Source organism: Sporosarcina sp. P3, assembly GCF_002743415.1.
GTDB classification, from domain to species: Bacteria; Bacillota; Bacilli; order Bacillales_A; family Planococcaceae; genus Sporosarcina; species Sporosarcina ureae_A.
Genome location: NZ_PDZE01000017.1, coordinates 34,711 through 53,311 on the forward strand (window position 1 = coordinate 34,711; position 18,601 = coordinate 53,311).

Below are 18,601 nucleotides of genomic sequence, written 5' to 3' on the forward strand. Positions count from 1 at the left end.
GTTTCATCACAATGTTGTGGGGAAATGATAGACTAACTATGTCAAATATTCGAGGTGTAGTATGTTCTTTAATGGATGGGAAACTCTTCTCCGAACGGTTGTAGTCGGTGTTTTAAGCTATATAGGATTGATTGTCATTTTACGTATATCAGGTAAGCGTACGCTTTCGAAGATGAATGCTTTCGACTTCGTTGTGACCGTCGCATTAGGGTCAATCTTAGCCACCATTTTATTAAGTAAAGACGTAGCTCTTTCGGAAGGCTTGACCGCTTTTATTGTTCTGATAGGTATGCAATATCTAGTTGCCTGGTCATCTGTTCGATTCCGAGTTATTAGCAAACTAATTAAATCAGATCCAAAATTATTGTTTTATGAAGGCTGTTTTTTGAAGGAAACAATGGAATCAGAACGTATTTTGGAAGAGGAAATATTCCAAGCAGCACGTTCCAATGGTTTAGGTTCTCTTGATGAGGCGACGGCCGTTATACTAGAAACGGATGGCAGTATTTCTGTCATTCAATCTAAAGATAAAACCTCTCTTTCTACTCTCTCCAACCTTAAAAAAGATAGTAGGTAAAGAGCATTCGTTTAACGTTCATGATTGTTTTCACCGGTACTTACTATCAAATGAACTTCGATGATGTACACATTAATTGATTAGATAGTTATAAGAGGAACTTACTAAAAAGATGAGTTCTTCATCAAGAAGTAAAAAGCAGTTACCGTGCACATGAAAAAGTACTGTGGACTATGCTTTCATAAATATTAAAGTAGTGTCGTCTTTTGAATTCAGAGTTGAATGGAACACGAGTACTTTGTATTAATCTCTACTTCAAATAAAATAAGGGCAGCGTTTTATGCAAACGCTCGCCCATTTTATCATGCCTATTACTTTCTCCAGTGCTTGGCAATGAATTCATCACGCCCTGAACGTGTACGGTTGTCTGAGTAATGTTCCTTTTCTTTTATGTAATAGTCTTGATGGTATTCTTCTGCCCGATAGAAAGTTTCTGCAGGGCGGATTGTTGTAACGATAGGCTTTGTAAAAATGCCACTTGCAGCTAGATCAGCTTTCGATTTCTCGGCAATTTTCCGTTGCGCATCTGTGTAATAAAAAATGGCGGTTGTGTAAGATGAGCCGCGGTCGTGAAATTGACCTTCTGCGTCTGTCGGATCGATTTGTTGCCAGAAGACTTCGAGCAATTTCTCGTATGGGAATAAGGCAGGATCAAAAGTAATTTCAACCACTTCAACATGACCGGATGTACCTTTTTTCACATCTTCATACGTCGGATTATCCAGGTGCCCGCCCATATACCCTGATACGATATCTTGGACGCCTGGCCATTCTTTAAACGGTTTCACCATGCACCAGAAGCATCCGCCTGCAAATGCCGCTTTTTCAAAATTCTTTTCAACCATTGCTAACATCCCCTTTTTATATATGCGCGTGTTCAAAATCACTCACTTAGTAGACCGGTACCCAACCTCCTCCAAAATGAACAATGTATCTACTCTTTTGAAGAAAGTTGGCAACCATCCAAACAATTCTTTAACTTCTTATTGATTGGACATCTCTTGTACCATACTACCGTTTTTTCTCACGTTTCATCTAGTAATAACAAGTATTTATTAGAATTAGCTTCATATCCTATCATCTAGGTAAAAGACATCTTATTTCTTAATTGATTGTGATCATTTCATCTATCTATAACTTTGTCAATCACCACCTAGCACAAACATTTTCACGTGGTAACTAGCAAAGTTTCCTCCTGTACCTTCCCACTCTCTTCTTCCGGTATACGAATAAATTTAACAATAATCGCACTCACTAAGTAAAGTGCACTAAAAATCCACACAACCCCTTCTGGTCCAACAAGCCCGATAAACGCTAAGGCAATCGCTGGCGCTACGAATGTCGATAGACCCGCGGAAAAATTCAACACGGACATCGCTGCGCCTTTATCTTCGCCTGCAACAGAAGGTACTAGTGCGCCAATCGGAACGTAACCTGCTACTAAACCTCCCCAAATGAATCCAACAATACTCGTCATCACAATGCTACCATTTGTAATGACCGGTATATAAAACAATAGTGGCGTGAATATCGCACAACCGACTCCACCAAACCAAATGATTGTGTTTTTCCAACCAAATTTATCTCCAATGAAGCCGAAGACTAAATTAAAAATGATATTTCCTAAGAAAAATGTTCCCCACAACTGCAGCCAAGCTGTTGTTTCAATACCATGTTGCGCCATATGCATGGGTAAGAACACCGGGAATCCATAAACACTTAAGCTATTGATCACGCGAACAACCCCACCTGCGGCAACCCTCGGGTTCGACTTCAAAATCGTGATCCCTTTCAGTAATTCTTTGACTGCTTCTTTTTTATTGGCAAGTTTTTTCTTTTCAAACTTGTCTTTATTAATCACTAAAGCTAAAACAGCACCAAGACATACCCAGAAAATTGATGTCCACATCGTATTGATATAACCGAGATGTTGGATTGCAAAACTTGAATACCAAGCGCCAAGCACCATCATTCCCGCACAAAAAACGAACCAGAACCAACCAACGGCTGAACTCAATTTACTTTGTGGTGTCTTATAAATAACCCATGTTAAAAAAGAATAAGCAAATAGCGGATAGCCAAAACCTTTTATGAAATAGGTCAAAAGCATAACCGGATAATTCATCGTTGAAAAACCATATGTAATAAACCCTGCCGTACCGATAATATAGACGGCTAAGCCGATTGCCATTGTACGTTTAGGACCAAATACATCTACGCAGACACCCGAAAACCAAGAAGATAGTGCAATTGAGATACCATAAACTGTGAATATAGCAGCTGATTGTTGAATGGTTAATCCACTTTCAATTAAGAAAGGACTTAACCACCCCGCTTCAATCCCATCTCCCATCATGAACAACATAACACCGAAGAAACCCCATCCTAAGTTTTTTGTTATTCCTATTTTCTCCAACATATCCACACTCTCCATTCCTGCTGATGTATTTTATATTATTTTAATAAAATAAAAAGACCTTCCTGTAAAAACAGAAAGAGTCTTTGGCAATCATCGCTCACGCAATATAAATATGCTTTGCTCTTTCTATCTCTCAAGCTACGCTTGCTGGATTTGGCACAATTATGTTGCCGAAGTTTCATAGGGCCAGTCCCTCAACTTCTCTCGATAGAAAATAATATATAATTGATAGAATTTTATTAAAACTAAACCAATGAAATTACTGTACATAATAATTGATATAAAGTCAACAGGTTATCGGAACTTTCTAAATTTACAGTCTGTAATATGGTATACTACCTACTATAAACTACTTGTTTAAGTCGATTTACATTTCAACACACGCTTTCTTTTACATTTAATAGAAGTTCTCTGTTTTAATAATTAATGGACTAGGAAACTTCAAAGTGAACTTGAAATGGTAAAATTATTTCGCTGGAAAGGATTTTTGTAATGCAATCGTATATTGATGTAAAAAATGGTATCGTTCCTTCGGTTTGTTCTCTTGATTGTCCAGACCAATGTGGATTGCTGATTCATAAAGAAGACGGGAAAATCGTTAAAATTGAAGGTGATCCTGAACATCCAGTCACAAAAGGAAGTATATGCAACAAAGTTCGGCATATGGCTGAACGGATTTATGATAAAAATCGGTTGACTACCCCTCTGAAACGCATTGGAAAAAAAGGCGATGGACAATTCGTTCCAATCAGTTGGGAAGAAGCCATTACAACTATCACAAATGAATGGAAAAAAATAATAACTGAAGAAGGTCCAGAAGCGATTCTTCCTTATAGCTTCTATGCAAATATGGGAAAACTCAGTTCTAAAGGGATGGATCGTCGTTTCTTCAACCGTCTTGGTTCGAGTCAACTGGACCGGACGATTTGCTCAGTTGCTGGCGAAGCCGGTTACAATTACACGATGGGCGGGCGTTATGGAACGGATCCAGAAGAGATGACGGAAACGAAACTATTTATATTCTGGGGCATCAATGCTGTCAGCACCAATATGCACCAAACTATGATCGCGCAAAAGGCGAAAAAAAATGGTGCGAAAACTATTGTCATTGACGTCCATAAAAACCAAACCGGTCGCATGGCGGATTGGTTCATTCCTATTTTACCTGGAACTGACGGAGCGCTTGCTCTTGGAATCATGCATGTTCTTTATAAAGAAAAACTAGTTCATCAAGAATTTTTAGAAAAGTATACAATCGGCCATGAAGCGCTCGGTGAACATGTGAAGTACTACAATCCACAAATGGTTTCCACCATTACAGGCGTGCCCGAAGAAGATATTTATAAATTGGCACGGATGTATGGGGATATTTCTCCTTCCATGATTCGCATCGGCAATGGGTTGCAGCATCATGATAATGGTGGCATGATAGTTCGAACCATCTCTTGCTTGCCTGCTTTGACAGGTCAGTGGGAATTAAAGGGTGGAGGTGCGGTCAAATCAAATTCCGACTATTTGACGCATAATATTGCTGCACTGGAACGGCCTGAACTTCAGAAAAAGCCTACGCGTAAATTTAATATGAATTTATTAGGGCAAGCATTACTGAAGGAACAACAACCGATTCGCTCGTTGTATGTCTATAATAGCAACCCCGCTGTTGTCGCACCGGATGCCAATAAGGTCCAAGATGGCTTAGCACGCGAGGATTTGTTTACAGTTGTCCATGACTTGTTTTTGACGGATACTGCCTTGTTTGCGGACATTGTACTGCCTGCGACATCCGCTTTTGAAAATACGGACTTTTATGCGTCTTTCTGGCATCACTACATCCATTTACAAGAACCTGTCATCGAAACATACGGGGACAGTAAATCCAACCCAGACGTTTTCAGGTTGTTGGCTCAAGCAATGGATTTTGACGAGCAACCCTTCCAGGACGAGGATGCCGAAATGATCGACCAAGCATTAAGCGATTTGTCCAATCCTCACTTATCCGAAGTATCGTATGCTGCATTAAAGGAGCAACGCTATATAAAAGCGAGTGGGACAGGCGATCTATTGAACCATTTAAAAACGCCGAGCGGAAAAATTGAGTTGTATTCAGAACAAATGAAAGCAGCAGGATTACCAGCCCTGCCTACGTATATTCCGATTGTTCAAGATTCCGATTATCCTTTACTGTATGTGCCTGCAATTAACCATAACTTTATGAACACGATTTTTTCGAACAATGAAAAACATATCCAACTTGAAAAAGCACCTAGATTGTTCATCAATCAGCACGACGCAGAAAGCCGAGGAATTGCAGATAAATCGACTGTTCGTATATGGAACGAGCGCGGAGAATGTATATTTACTGTCTCTGTCGGTGAGCAAGTCCTTCCCGGAGTTGTTGTCAGTCAAGGGATTTTGGGAGATAGTTCAGGTCAAAAACACCTTGTGAACGCATTAACACCAGACCGAATTGCTGACATGGGCGGTGGAGCAACATTTTTCTCAGGGTGTGTTGAAGTGGAAAGTGTTATCTAGATAGAATGGATTAGTATTCCTACGATATTAAAACGAGCCTCTTGGAGATTATCCCAAGAGGCTTATTTGTTAATATACTGTTCCAACACCGCCATACTGAAATATGCAATGTTCCAAACTGTGTTTAAAACTTGTCCTGATTGTTTCGATCATCGTGCTTTTGCTCACAGGTATTTTTTCTTTCATACTACCTTTCTTCGCCTCGTACTCTATGTAGACGCCTAACTTTTGAATAGAACTAGCTAAAATGTTTATATTCCCTATTTAAAGGAAGAAAAAGAGTAAGAATAGTTTAAAATAGGAGGTCGTAAAAATGAGTAGATTAGAAGGATCCCAACAATCGTTTTGGAAAACTGAAGCAGGTCCGGTTCACTATGCAAAACTCTCGAAAGATCTGGAAGTCGACACAGCTGTTATTGGAGGAGGGATTTCAGGTGCACTTACTGCGTATCTGCTTGCCAAAGCCGGGCGATCGGTTGCTATTGTCGAAGCACGTGACTTTAGTGCTGGTAGTACAGGTGGCACCACAGCGAAACTTTCTTCACAGCATCAGCTGATTTACCACGAAATGTTGCAACGCGATGGATTAGATGTAGCCAGAAAATTTTACGATGCAAATGAAGAAGGTCGTAAACTCATTGAATCCATTAGTAAAGAACACAACATAGACTGTGATTTTACTGAAGAAGACGCCTACGTTTTCACGCAAGACGGAAGCCATACCGAAAGCTTGAAAGCCGAAGCACAAGCCTATGATGAAATTGGTATTGATGGCGGTATGACCAATTCCATCCCCATTGATTTCGATGTGAGTTCAGCTCTTGTCATGCGGAAGCAAGCACAATTCCAACCTGTGAAATTCATCCACGGCTTATTGAAAGCCATTGAAGAACTTGGCGGAAAGATTATTCAACATACACGCTATATGGACAAGGAAGAGCACGATGATTACTTAGTACTTACAACCAATACACCATATAAAATCACATGTAAACAAGTCGTACTCGCTACACTATTCCCAGTGGAAGATCCTCACTCATTTTATTCCAATACTATGGAACCCATGTCTTCACATTTAACTGCATTTGAGAGCGATCAACCATTTGGTACAGGGGTGTATATTGGCCAAGACGAACCTAGACGGACATTTCGTGGAGCCTATGATGGAGACCAGCCTATCTTGATCGTTGGAGGCAATACACATCGAACAGGGAATAAAAGCTCCACTATCGATCATTACGAAGCGATTCGCCAATTTACAAAAGCGGAATTCGGTCTGACCAAAATGCTCGCTTATTGGTCAGAACATGATATGGTAACACCTGATAGACGTCCATTCATAGGACCGATAGAAGAAGGCAACGATAAAATGTTCGTCATGACTGGCTATAATAAGTGGGGATTAGCAGTCGCCGGTACAGCTGCACAATTGATTTGCGACTTGATCGAAGGCAAAGAAAATTCATATGCGGAATTCCTCAGTCCTCAACGGGATTTGCCTAAAAAAGAAGAGAAGGAAGATCAACCTTCAATTTTAGAGCAAGCAAAGCAACTATCAAAAGGTGAAGCCAAACGATTTGAAATAAACGAAGAAGCTTCCGGTATGTATAGAGACCACACTGGAGACATTCACTACGTCAATCTGACTTGTACTCATTTAGGTTGCGAAGTGAAATGGAATGATGGCGATGAAACATGGGATTGCCCTTGCCATGGCTCTATATTCGACGGCACAGGGAAAGTGATTGCGGGACCAGCAAAGGATCCACTAAAACAAATAGATGTATCTTGATATGACAGAGGTATCTGTGTGAGAAGTTTTGATGATGGTTTATGCAGTCATGTCGACTTCTCGTGCAGGTGCCTTCTTTTATGATTGTCTATAAAAGAACAGGTCGTTGCCATCTAAAAATAATAGCATATCCGCACAATTAGAAGTCCATTGCGGCCGCAAAGGATTTCCGTCAGATTTATAGAAATCAAGCTCTTGAACTATGTCATAAGAGTTGGCTTTCCTCACCAATTTAAAATTGGAGCTATCGGGATGACTACAGTTTACTATACGGATACGTTCTAACGAATGTATGGAACTGCAATCAATACATAATTAACCATACTGCGCAGGTATATATGATAAAGATAATTAAAAGTAAAAAATAGTTATATATCACTACCTTTTTCACTACATTCTGAATATACGTCAACTAATCTAGCATGCTAAAATATATTGAACGCAATCCCAAAGAGGAAGTGTAAAACTCAAAAGAAGTCCGATATTGGCTGTACACTCATCACGTTACTCTGTATTTGATTAATAAAAATCAAACCATAAAAGAGGTGTTCGAAGTTGATAGCGGAAAATAAAGAACAAACTATATTTACCCATACAGGAAAGAAAATCATGACAGACCGTGAAATCGAAATTATTGCGAAAGTCGAAGAACCATTAGTCGTTGTATTAGGCAATATGTTAAGCGACGAAGAATGTGACGAACTGATTCGGCTTTCTACAGATAAAATGAAACGTTCTAAAATAGGCATAACTCATGCAGAAAACGAAATTAGAACAAGCAGTGGTATGTTTATTGAAGAACCTGATAACTTGATTGCCTTACGGATCGAAAAACGAATTGAGGCAGTTATGAGTATTCCAATCGAACATGGTGAAAGACTCCAAGTTCTGCATTACTTACCTGGGCAAGAATATAAAGCACATCATGACTTCTTCTCCGCAGCAAGCCATGTTACTAACAATCGAATTAGCACGCTTGTCATGTATCTGAATGACGTCGAACAAGGTGGCGAGACGTACTTCCCCCATCTGAAACTGTCGATCACACCACAAAAGGGAATGGCTGTCTACTTTGAATATTTCTATACGGACCCATTGTTGAATGACTTAACGCTACACGGCGGCGCACCTATAGAACTCGGAGAGAAATTTGTTGCTACACAGTGGATGAGAAAGCAAAGAGTTCGGTGAGAAATTCCATTACACTATCATTTACTATATATACCCTTGTATCAAAAACGATTAGTTTACCCAACTGATCGTTTTTTTGATTTCATGATAGTGGCTAATTAGTGCGCACTTTACGAATACATTAGTTCTTACTCCTTTACTTGTTTCAAGTTAGAAGTTTTACTTTAACCTCGTAAGGGAAATGTAGATTAACTATGTCAAAACTTCGAGGTGGATTATGTTCTTTAATGGGTGGGAAGCTCTTCTACGGATTTTGATAGTTGGAGTTTTAAGCTATATCGGATTGATCATTATTTTACGCATATCGGGTAAACGTACACTTGCCAAAATGAATGCATTTGACTTCGTTGTTACTGTAGCACTGGGTTCAATTCTGGCGACGATTTTATTAAGCAAAGACGTAGTTCTTCTAGAAGGTTTAACTGCTTTCATCGTCTTGATCAGCATGCAATATGTAGTGGCTTGGTCGTCTGTTCGATTTCAAACTATTAGCAAACTGATTAAATCCAAACCACAATTATTATTTTATAAAGGTAGTTTTTTGAATGATACGTTGAAAGCAGAACGTATACTGGAAGAGGAAATTTTTCAAGCTGCACGTTCGAGCGGATTAGGTTCTCTTGATGAAGCAACAGCGGTTGTTCTTGAAACAGATGGAAATATTTCTGTTATTAAATTAAATAATAATCATTCTTTTTCTACTCTTTCGAACATTAAAGAACGATCAGACTCCCCTACACAATAATATTTTTAGAGATCGCTAATATGTATTATATATATCAAAATCAAAAAGCGCCAACCCCATAAACTGGAGTTGGCGCTTTAACTATATCTTTGGAGAACGGCTTACATCATGCCGCCCATTCCACCCATACCGCCCATATCAGGCATTCCTGCTGCGCCTGCTGGTTCAGGCAAGTCTGCTACTACAGCTTCAGTAGTCAAGAACATTGCTGCAACAGATGCTGCGTTTTGTAATGCAGAACGAGTTACTTTCGTTGGATCCACGATACCTGCTTCTACCATGTTTACCCATGTGCCTTCTGCTGCGTTAAAGCCGACGCCGACTTCTTCGCGCTTCAAGCGGTCTACTACGATAGAACCTTCAAGGCCTGCGTTTGTTGCGATTTGACGTACTGGCTCTTCAAGTGCACGAAGTACAATCTTGATACCTGTTGCTACGTCACCTTCCGTATCTTCAAGTAATGTTTCTACTTGCTTGTAGACGTTCACGAGTGCAGTACCGCCACCCGATACAATTCCTTCTTCTACTGCTGCACGTGTTGAGTTCAATGCGTCTTCGATACGAAGTTTTCGCTCTTTCAACTCTGTTTCAGTTGCCGCTCCGACTTTGATCACTGCTACACCGCCAGCTAGTTTAGCTAGACGTTCTTGCAATTTCTCTTTGTCGAATTCAGAAGTTGTTTCTTCCAACTGTGAACGGATTTGGCCTACTCGCGATTCGATAGAACCTGCGTCACCGCTGCCTTCAACGATTGTTGTGTGATCTTTTGTTACTACGATTTTCGCAGCGCGTCCTAGAGATGTCAGGTCAGCAGATTTCAGATCCAGTCCTAGATCTTCTGTGATTACTTGTCCACCAGTTAGGATGGCGATGTCTTCAAGCATAGCTTTACGGCGATCACCGAAGCCAGGTGCTTTAACTGCAACCGCGTTGAATGTACCACGAAGTTTGTTGACTACTAGTGTAGCTAGAGCTTCACCTTCAACATCTTCTGCGATGATCAACAATGGTTTACCTTGCTGAACAACTTGTTCAAGCACTGGTAGAATTTCCTGGATATTGTTGATTTTCTTATCTGTAATCAAGACATATGGATTTTCAAGCACTGCTTCCATTTTGTCTGTGTCTGTTGCCATATAAGCCGATGCGTAGCCACGGTCGAATTGCATACCTTCTACTACGTCAAGCTCTGTAATGAAGCCTTTAGATTCTTCGATTGTGATGACACCATCGTTACCTACGCGCTCCATTGCTTGAGAAATTAACTCTCCGACTTCTTCGTCTCCAGAAGAGATGGCCGCAACTTGTGCGATTTCTTGTCTGCTTTCGATTTCATCGGAAACGCTTTGAAGACCTTCCACTGCCGCAACTACCGCTTTTTCGATTCCCTTACGGATACCCACTGGGTTTGCGCCAGCTGTTACGTTCTTCAAGCCTTCACGGATCATAGCTTGTGCAAGCACAGTTGCTGTTGTTGTTCCGTCACCTGCAATATCGTTCGTCTTGGAGGCAACTTCTGCTACAAGTTTTGCACCCATATTTTCGAACGCATTCTCAAGCTCGATTTCTTTTGCAATGGTTACACCATCATTAGTGATGAGTGGTGAACCAAATTTGCGCTCAAGTACGACGTTACGACCTTTTGGCCCAAGTGTTACTTTTACAGCGTCTGCTAGTGTATCTACACCGCGTAGCATTGCGGAACGTGCTTCTTCGTTAAATTTAAGTTCTTTAGCCATTGTAAATGATTCCCTCCAGAGTTTTCTATTTGTCTACTATGTTTACGTTTAAATTAATTATCCAATAATTGCAAGAATATCGCTTTCGCGAAGGATTAAGTATTCAGTACCTTCATACTTCACTTCAGTGCCTGCATATTTAGAGAAGATGATACGGTCGCCTTCAGATACTTCTAGTTCGACGCGCTGTCCGTTCTCAAGAACACGGCCTGTACCAGCAGCAATTACTTTTCCTTCTTGTGGCTTTTCTTTCGCAGAGTCTGGTAGCACAATGCCGCTTGATGTTTTTTCTTCTGCTTCGATTAATTCGATAATGATACGGTCACCTAGTGGTTTCAACAAATGAAACAACCTCCTCGAGATAATGTGTAATTTTTATTCTTCTTAGCACTCACTTAAGTTGAGTGCTAACACAACTCTTATAATAAATAATTTTACACATAATTGCAAGTAAAAGCGTTCGACATTTTCTTCTTTTGCCAAACGTCTTTGTTCGCGTTAAACTAGTCAACATGTATGGAGGAAAGGTTGTGCACCGTGAAAAACTGGGTTATTGCTTTGATGATCTTCTTGACGTATGTGTTGCTACAGATTGCTAGCATTTTTCTTGCCCCTGAATTAATCGTTTACTTCACCGGCAAAGACTTGTCCAAAGTAGAAGCCGTTTCACAAGGATTCGCTTGGACGTTATTCATCACGCAAGGTATCGCGGCACTCATAATCGCCGTGATCCTGTTACGAAATAAAAAGTTCATACCTGTATTTAAAGGAAAGCCATCAGGATTCGGAAGTGTTCTTCTATGGGGAGTACTTGGTTTCTTCCTCGCCATGGCGGGACAAATTGTAGGTGCTGCGATTGAATCGGTGTTCGGTGTGACCGCTGGCTCCGAGAATACAGAATTATTATCGAATATCTCGAAAACCGCTCCTATTATCATTTTTGCCATGGTGTTGTTTGCGCCGTTCCTTGAAGAAGTTGTGTTCCGCCGGATTATCTTCGGTGGCTTGTACACTAAGACGAACTTCTGGATCGCTGCGATTGTCAGTGCTATCGTCTTTGCTGCTGTACATGGTGAGTTGCAACACTTGCTCATGTACTTGATGCCAGGCCTCGCGTTCGCCTTCGTCTATTACAAGACCAAGCGCCTACTGACCCCAATGCTTGCCCATTTCCTCATGAACAGTTTCGTTACTGTTGTTCAATGGAATGCGGATAAACTGCAACAACTACAAGATATGCAACAGAGTATCGTATTATTCCTACAATAGAAAAAATCTCCTCGTAAATGAGGAGATTTTTTTCTTGTGGTTATGTGGGAGGTTACATTGGCTTGTGGTTCGGGGATTGGAGTTCCAGCAGGGGACGCTTTCCTGAGGGAGTAGCCCCTGCTTCCACTCCAATCCCTACATTTAAAGTGTATCGATATAGATCAATCACTGGTGGTATTGCCTGATCTATTGTTGCCTTTCAACTTATCTAAGTTCAAGTACAAGAGTATAAAACTATTTAACAATATGCGATTAGAAAGCATATTTAAACACTGTCTAGGTTCTTACTTTTTCTTTATCTACCAAACTTCAGAACACCACAGTAGTTGATCGTAAGTGGAAGGCAGCGACTCCCGATGGATCAGCGAAAGCCGTAGCGCAGGACGGCTTTTGCGAGTAAAAGCGAAGCGTTAGGAGCATGCACTTTCCTAGACTGAAATTAGCTAGCCACGCCCATGGGAAAGCGCCCGCCTGGAACGTCGATCAACGGTGCCTTCCCCACTCTCAAAACCTTTATTGAGTAGCCATAATCTGCACCATCTTATCGATATCAGGCTTTGCTGTCCCTCTAACATTCTCTGTCAAAATACTAAAGATTAGTTCTTGTCCACTCCTTGTCTTTACATAACCCGACAACGAATCCGCACCGTTAAGTGAACCAGTTTTCGCTTGCACCTTGCCCCTGACAACAGGACTTGTCAAACGATTGCGTAACGTTCCGCCTAGCATTCGGTCATTCACACCAGCGATTGGTAACGAACGCTCAAACGCTGGATACCACTCCTTAGATTGAGCTACATATAACACTTCCGATATTTTCTCAGAAGGGATTTTGTTTTTATGCGACATACCTGAACCATCTTCTACATACATACCTTTCGTGCTAATGCCGTCTTTTTCTAACGTTTCTCTGACAACACGCAAGCCAGCATTCCAGCTTCCTTCATTATACACAGCACGTCCCATCGACTTCGCCAAAATCTCTGCATGAGAGTTGTTGCTGTACTTCATGAATGGCATCATCAAATAATACAATGACATCGATTCTTTATTTGCAAGCAACTTTGCGTTCACAGGAGTTTTCCCACGTGTTACACGAGCAGTCGGTTGTAGCTTGATCCCTTCTTTAGCTAATGCTCGTTTGAAGATATCTGCTGTATAAGCTGTTGGATTAGATACCGTCACCCATTGTCGCTTACCGTTTGAATGAAGTGGAATATTTCCCGAAACGATAATCGTGTTCGTGCCTTGCTGACGTTTTATCGTAACGGTATTCCGTTGATTTTTCGGTACAGTACGTGTGCGGTTAACGACTTTTACGATGTCTGTATGCGGAATCAATGTGACTGCTCCCGCCCTACCGTTTCGCGTCGGCTTCGCTTGGACAATTGTCGTGCCCGCGTCGTAGTCTTTATTCGGTGAGATGGTCAGTGCCGAAACTTGCGCTGCGTAATAATAGGTTTCATCTGATTTATATATACCTGGCGATAGACGTTGCGTATCAAACCATGTATCATCCGCCACGATATGTCCTGTTACGGAATGGATACCTGATTCACGTATTTGACGTGCCAAACGCAATAAGTCGACTTCAAGTAATGTCGGATCACCTGTGCCGCGCAAATATAGATGACCGTCGAGGATACCGTTTTTCACCGTACCGTTCGTTAAGACATCTGTATCGAATGTATAATTTTTCCCTAGTACTTCAAGAGCTGCTGTACTTGTTAATACTTTTACGTTTGAAGCGGGCGTGACACCCTGATTTCTGCGGTATTGATAGACAATGCGATTAGTATCCGCTTCACGTACGATGATACTACTTCGCGTACCACGCATACGCTGACTTGTGATCACTTGGTTAATCCCTGCTTCTAACCCTTTATAAGACTGCTGAGCCGCAGCTGCTTGTCCTTCTATAATTGGAGTCGTAACACTCGCTATAAACAACATTGCACCTAGTAACCACTTGCTCCATCTAGTTGGAGTCTTTTTATTATTCACTTGTATTCATTTCCCCCTACTCATTCTATTCTTAAATAGTTTACCATAGGGGCATTGGTAAATGAACCCATATTTGACCATGGCACCATAAACGCAAAAGACCCTCTTGCAGTAGCAAGAGGATCTGAATGGATTTACTTATCGCTTGTTTTATTCATCACTTCATCAATCTGACGCTGTTGCTCTGCCTTCACTTCTTCCATCTGGCGCAGACGTTCCGCTTTCTCGAACTTCCGATAACCTAGACGCGAAATCACGATACTGACCTCATATAAAATGAATAACGGAACCGTGGTGAATAAATGCGAGACGATGTCAGGCGGTGTAATGAACGCAGCCAATACGAATAACACAAAATAGGCAACTTTTCGCATTTTGACGAGTACTTTAGGCTGCAACACACCAAGACGTGATAAAAACAAAATGACGATCGGTAACTGAAAGACGAAACCGAACGGCAATAGGAGCGAGAATAAAAAAGAGAAATATTCATTAATACCGATGGTCTGTTCAATGTTTAATTGACCTGACAGATTAATCATGAATTTCATGACGTACGGTAGCAATATAAAATAGGAGAAACTGATTCCTGCTAAAAACAGGAGAAAAGCAAACGGGATATACGACAACGTGATACGCCGTTCCAAATCACGAAGTCCCGGTGAAATAAAGGCCCAAAATTGATACATGATGACCGGTGAAATAATTACAATCGCAAGAAATACAATGACTTTCAAATAGATCACGACTGGATCTACGACGTTAAATGCATTCAATGTGACTTGTTCAGCTGGTGTATCAAATTGTATAAAATTAATCAGCGGCTTCGCCAAAAAGAAACTGCCGATTGCCCCAACAATAAAGAAAACGACGATTACCATCAGCCGTTTTCGAACTTCATCTATATGTTCAATGATCGTTAAGTCTTTATCTGCCATCAGAATAACACCCTAACTCAGCGCACTTCTTCTTTCTTGTCTTCAACCTTTTTTACATCATCTTCGTCGTCTGTAAGGCCTTTAGTTGCGTTTTTGAACTCGCGCAATGAAGAACCGAACGCTTTACCGATTTCAGGTAATTTCTTAGGACCAAATATAAGCAATGCGATCACAGCGATAATCAGTAAACTTCCGATACCTGGAGCCATGTTGGCCACCTCCTCATAATATGTCTATTCTACATGAAATCCTATGATTTTACTATCACGGTGTCATGTAATTTGTGAATCTTTTACGTCCGTTTTGATGAGATAAATCAAGGTTTGCAGCTCAACAGACAAGTCGATTGTCTGAATGCGGATTGTGTCTGGTACAGCCAAGCGTTCAGGAGTAAAGTTCAAAATCCCTTTCACTGACGTGGTAGCGAGACGATCAGTCAATTCTTGTGCCACACGTGATGGAACGGTCAAAATGACCATTTCAATGCCTAGTTCATTAATTTTCTCTTCAATACGATCAGGTGGATAGATAAGAATATCATTCTTCAATTCACCTTCATGTGGTGCTTTTGGATCGAATGCCACGACAATTTTCGTGTTATGAATCTTTTGGAAATTGTATTTCAAAAAAGCGTTACCGAGGCTACCTACCCCGATTAATGCCACATTGGTTTCTTCGTCTTGATCGAGTGTTTCGCGGAAGAATTGCAACAAGGAATCGACGTCATAGCCATACCCTTTGCGTCCGAGCGCTCCGAAATGCGAGAAATCCCTTCGGATCGTCGCCGCGTCAATCTTCATCGCTTCACTTAATTCGCCTGATGAAATGCGTTGTACACCTTTGTCTGCATAATTTCGTAAAAATCTATAATATAAAGGCAACCGTTTTGATGTTGCCTGCGGAATTCTAGGTTTACTCACAGCTGTGCCCTACCTCCATTGTCACTTCAATGACCAACCCCTAAACAAGGGTATAGCCGCTTTTATCGTACAGCACAACGAGATTATTGTAAAGCCGATTATTGCATGGAACGGCCCATTCCATTAAACTGATAAGGAATAGAGGTGTGGGGCTTGATTATTTTACAAGTGAATGGACTGACCAAGTCTTTTTCAGGCACGGATCTACTAGAGAACGTCCGTCTCGAAGTACAGCATCGAGATCGCGTCGCACTAGTTGGACGAAACGGTGCTGGAAAATCGACATTATTAAAAATAATTGCAGGTGAACTATCCGCAGATGAAGGAGATATTATCATTCCAAAAGATGTACGCATGGGTTATCTCGAACAGCACAGCGGACTGGATTCGGAATTAACGATTTGGGATGAAGTGATGACGGTATTCGCACCCCTTCGTGAAAAGGAAAGTCGCCTGCGTACGCTAGAGCATGAAATGGCAAATCCAACGGTATATGAAGATCCAGATCGCTATGCTCGCGTCATGACGGAATATGATGAACTGCAAATTGAATTTAAGGAAGCAGGAGGCTATCAGTTTGAAGCCGATGCTCGTTCTGTGCTTCATGGCATGCGGTTTTATCCAGATGACTTCGAGAAGCCTGTGCATTTACTGTCTGGTGGTCAAAAAACTCGTCTAGCGCTTGCAAGGATGCTTCTGAGCAAGCCAGACTTACTGATACTTGATGAACCGACAAATCACTTGGATATCGAAACACTGAACTGGCTCGAACGATATTTGTCGGGTTACGAAGGGGCCATTTTAATCGTTTCGCATGATCGGTACTTCCTTGATAAAGTTGTTACAACCGTTTATGAAGTGTCTCGGCGAAAAGTCTCCAAGTACAGTGGTAATTACAGTTCATACTTAGACGAGAAAGCGAAAAACTACGAACGTGACCAGAAGTTGTTCAGTCAGGAAAAGGATGAACGCGCTAAACTGGAAGAGTTTATTCAGAAAAATATTGCGCGGGCATCTACTTCCAAAATGGCGAAAAGCCGGCGTAAACAACTAGAGCGTAGGGACTGGATGGACTCCCCTGATGGCGACGAGAAATCCGCGAACTTCTCCTTTTCGATTGATCGACCGAGCGGTAATGATGTACTGTCGCTAGACGACGTCAAAATTGGCTATGGTGAAGAGCCGGTATCGAAGAATATTAATCTGCGTATTTATAAAGGGGATCGCGTAGCATTTATCGGTCCAAATGGTGTCGGCAAATCGACGTTACTTAAAACCATTGTTAAACGCAATGAACTACTAGGCGGAGAAATCCGTTATGGAACGAATGTCCAATTCGGTTATTATGACCAAAACCAAGCGACACTCATGGGTTCCGGTACCGTTTTACAGGAAATATGGGATGACTGGCCACAAATGAATGAAAAAGATGTCCGTTCATTACTTGGACGCTTCTTGTTCACGGGCGACGATATAGAAAAACTTGTCTCTTCACTGTCAGGCGGAGAAAAGGCTCGTCTTTCATTGGCCCAATTAATGCTCGAGAAATCTAATACATTGATCTTGGACGAGCCAACGAACCATTTAGATCTCGACAGCAAAGAGATATTAGAAAATGCACTAGACGACTTCCCGGGGACCATTCTGTTCGTGTCACATGACCGGTACTTTATCAACCGACTCGCAACCAAAGTCATTGAAATGAGTGACGATGGCGCTGTTGAGTATCTGGGCGACTATGATTACTTCATCGAGAAAAAAACTGAGATGGAGGAAATACTAGCCGTCACACGACTTGAACAGCAATCCAAACAACCCATCGTTAAAAAAGAAGTGGCGAATAAAGAAAACCAACGCCACGAACGCCGACTAACTAGATCCATTGCTGACTTAGAGAAAAAACTCGAAGCTTTCGACGAAGAAATCGAAACTCTGCAAGCAAAACTACTAGAACCCGAACTGGCGAATAACCACATTGAGCTAATGGATATCCAACGCCAAATCGATGAAATACAAGCCGTCCATGACGAACAAGCAGAAGAATGGTTGTTACTTCAAGATGAGTTAGAAAACTTATAAAGACGTCTGGAGCTTTACATGAATGTCATACAAACTGAGCATTGAGAACTGATTGGTTCTTGATGCTTTTTTTGTACTGGCTTAGTTATGAAGGATAATGGTGATGGATGGAGCAGTTGTGGTGATGGTATGAGCGGTTATGGCTTCGTATAGAGCGGTCGCGCGGGGAGTATGAGCGGTTGCGGCTTCACATAGAGCGGCCACACTGGAAGTATGAGCGGTTGCGGCTACTCATAGAGCGGCCACACTGGAAGTATGAGCGGTTGCGGCTACTCATAGAGCGGTCGCGCAGGAAGTATGAGCAGTTGCGGCTACTCATAGAGCGGTCGCGCAGGAAGTATGAGCAGTTGCGGCTACTCATAGAGCGGTCGCGCAGGAAGTATGAGCAGTTGCGGC

General features: G+C 41.5%; 16 protein-coding genes and 1 riboswitch. Of the genes, 8 read left to right on the plus strand and 8 right to left on the minus strand.

All coding sequences use genetic code 11. The features are described 5' to 3' along the window. The first annotated feature begins 61 nt into the window (after positions 1-61). Positions 62-577: a DUF421 domain-containing protein gene (locus CSV61_RS15505; protein WP_099639967.1), complete on the plus strand. Its 516-nt coding sequence runs from the start codon at positions 62-64 to the stop codon at positions 575-577. 311 nt (positions 578-888) lie between these two features. Here CSV61_RS15505 and msrA read toward each other — a convergent pair whose 3' ends face one another. Both msrA and CSV61_RS15515 read right to left on the minus strand, forming a co-directional pair. Next, the gene (gene msrA / locus CSV61_RS15510; protein WP_369824402.1) at positions 889-1,422 is read right to left on the minus strand and encodes a peptide-methionine (S)-S-oxide reductase MsrA; all 534 of its coding nucleotides are present in this window, start codon (positions 1,420-1,422) and stop codon (positions 889-891) included. Between the two features lie 323 nt (positions 1,423-1,745). Beyond that, on the minus strand, positions 1,746-2,996 hold the full coding sequence (locus CSV61_RS15515) for an MFS transporter (RefSeq protein WP_099639968.1): 1,251 nt from the start codon (positions 2,994-2,996) through the stop codon (positions 1,746-1,748). A gap of 123 nt (positions 2,997-3,119) precedes the next feature. Then, positions 3,120-3,210: riboswitch (SAM riboswitch) on the minus strand. Positions 3,211-3,488: 278 nt separating this feature from the next. Here CSV61_RS15515 and CSV61_RS15520 point away from each other — a divergent pair. The 4 genes from CSV61_RS15520 (at position 3,489) to CSV61_RS15535 (ending at position 9,256) form a co-directional block, all read left to right on the plus strand. Next, a complete protein-coding gene (locus CSV61_RS15520; RefSeq protein WP_099639969.1) occupies positions 3,489-5,528 on the plus strand; it encodes a molybdopterin-dependent oxidoreductase in 2,040 nt (679 codons plus the stop codon). A 313-nt stretch (positions 5,529-5,841) separates the two neighbouring features. After that, complete coding sequence (locus tag CSV61_RS15525) at positions 5,842-7,320, plus strand: FAD-dependent oxidoreductase (protein WP_099639970.1); 1,479 nt, start codon at positions 5,842-5,844, stop codon at positions 7,318-7,320. Between the two features lie 609 nt (positions 7,321-7,929). Then, positions 7,930-8,511 (plus strand): 2OG-Fe(II) oxygenase, encoded by a 582-nt coding sequence (locus CSV61_RS15530; RefSeq protein ID WP_083035942.1) that lies wholly within the window; start codon positions 7,930-7,932, stop codon positions 8,509-8,511. 217 nt (positions 8,512-8,728) lie between these two features. Then, complete coding sequence (locus CSV61_RS15535) at positions 8,729-9,256, plus strand: DUF421 domain-containing protein (RefSeq protein ID WP_099639971.1); 528 nt, start codon at positions 8,729-8,731, stop codon at positions 9,254-9,256. Between the two features lie 101 nt (positions 9,257-9,357). Here the strand turns inward: CSV61_RS15535 and groL are convergent, their stop codons facing one another. Both groL and groES read right to left on the minus strand, forming a co-directional pair. Further along, positions 9,358-10,995 (minus strand): chaperonin GroEL, encoded by a 1,638-nt coding sequence (groL, locus tag CSV61_RS15540; RefSeq protein WP_083034123.1) that lies wholly within the window; start codon positions 10,993-10,995, stop codon positions 9,358-9,360. Between the two features lie 57 nt (positions 10,996-11,052). Further along, positions 11,053-11,337, minus strand: a complete 285-nt coding sequence (gene groES / locus CSV61_RS15545; RefSeq protein ID WP_029055048.1) for a co-chaperone GroES — start codon at positions 11,335-11,337, stop codon at positions 11,053-11,055. A gap of 195 nt (positions 11,338-11,532) precedes the next feature. On the opposite strand from groES, the gene CSV61_RS15550 reads away from it, so the two are divergent. Next, positions 11,533-12,264: a CPBP family intramembrane glutamic endopeptidase gene (locus CSV61_RS15550; RefSeq protein ID WP_158233870.1), complete on the plus strand. Its 732-nt coding sequence runs from the start codon at positions 11,533-11,535 to the stop codon at positions 12,262-12,264. A gap of 513 nt (positions 12,265-12,777) precedes the next feature. On the opposite strand, the gene dacB is transcribed toward CSV61_RS15550, so the two are convergent. From dacB to CSV61_RS15570, 4 genes are all read right to left on the minus strand, one after another. Next, positions 12,778-14,268: a D-alanyl-D-alanine carboxypeptidase/D-alanyl-D-alanine endopeptidase gene (gene dacB, locus CSV61_RS15555; protein WP_099639973.1), complete on the minus strand. Its 1,491-nt coding sequence runs from the start codon at positions 14,266-14,268 to the stop codon at positions 12,778-12,780. Between the two features lie 134 nt (positions 14,269-14,402). Further along, complete coding sequence (gene tatC / locus CSV61_RS15560) at positions 14,403-15,206, minus strand: twin-arginine translocase subunit TatC (protein WP_099639974.1); 804 nt, start codon at positions 15,204-15,206, stop codon at positions 14,403-14,405. A gap of 17 nt (positions 15,207-15,223) precedes the next feature. Continuing rightward, the gene (locus CSV61_RS15565; RefSeq protein ID WP_029055052.1) at positions 15,224-15,415 is read right to left on the minus strand and encodes a twin-arginine translocase TatA/TatE family subunit; all 192 of its coding nucleotides are present in this window, start codon (positions 15,413-15,415) and stop codon (positions 15,224-15,226) included. A gap of 63 nt (positions 15,416-15,478) precedes the next feature. Beyond that, a complete protein-coding gene (locus CSV61_RS15570) occupies positions 15,479-16,126 on the minus strand; it encodes a redox-sensing transcriptional repressor Rex (RefSeq protein WP_083034128.1) in 648 nt (215 codons plus the stop codon). Positions 16,127-16,279: 153 nt separating this feature from the next. Between CSV61_RS15570 and CSV61_RS15575 the strand changes: the two genes are divergently transcribed. Together CSV61_RS15575 and CSV61_RS17145 are read left to right on the plus strand one after the other, a co-directional pair. Then, on the plus strand, positions 16,280-18,205 hold the full coding sequence (locus CSV61_RS15575) for an ABC-F family ATP-binding cassette domain-containing protein (protein ID WP_099639975.1): 1,926 nt from the start codon (positions 16,280-16,282) through the stop codon (positions 18,203-18,205). A 179-nt stretch (positions 18,206-18,384) separates the two neighbouring features. Beyond that, positions 18,385-18,601, plus strand: a 217-nt coding sequence (locus CSV61_RS17145; RefSeq protein ID WP_233193653.1) for a hypothetical protein, incomplete at its 3' end; no start/stop codon positions are given.

Bases quoted from the DNA above. Each gene is read 5' to 3' on its own strand.
- CSV61_RS15530 (WP_083035942.1), top strand. From the start codon at position 7,930: ATGACAGACCGTGAAATCGAAATTATTGCGAAAGTCGAAGAACCATTA.
- CSV61_RS15525 (WP_099639970.1), top strand. From the start codon at position 5,842: ATGAGTAGATTAGAAGGATCCCAACAATCGTTTTGGAAAACTGAAGCA.
- msrA (WP_369824402.1), bottom strand. From the start codon at position 1,422: ATGGTTGAAAAGAATTTTGAAAAAGCGGCATTTGCAGGCGGATGCTTC.
- CSV61_RS15535 (WP_099639971.1), top strand. From the start codon at position 8,729: ATGTTCTTTAATGGGTGGGAAGCTCTTCTACGGATTTTGATAGTTGGA.
- groL (WP_083034123.1), bottom strand. From the start codon at position 10,995: ATGGCTAAAGAACTTAAATTTAACGAAGAAGCACGTTCCGCAATGCTA.
- CSV61_RS15520 (WP_099639969.1), top strand. From the start codon at position 3,489: ATGCAATCGTATATTGATGTAAAAAATGGTATCGTTCCTTCGGTTTGT.
- tatC (WP_099639974.1), bottom strand. From the start codon at position 15,206: ATGGCAGATAAAGACTTAACGATCATTGAACATATAGATGAAGTTCGA.
- CSV61_RS15515 (WP_099639968.1), bottom strand. From the start codon at position 2,996: ATGTTGGAGAAAATAGGAATAACAAAAAACTTAGGATGGGGTTTCTTC.
- CSV61_RS15565 (WP_029055052.1), bottom strand. From the start codon at position 15,415: ATGGCTCCAGGTATCGGAAGTTTACTGATTATCGCTGTGATCGCATTG.
- CSV61_RS15505 (WP_099639967.1), top strand. From the start codon at position 62: ATGTTCTTTAATGGATGGGAAACTCTTCTCCGAACGGTTGTAGTCGGT.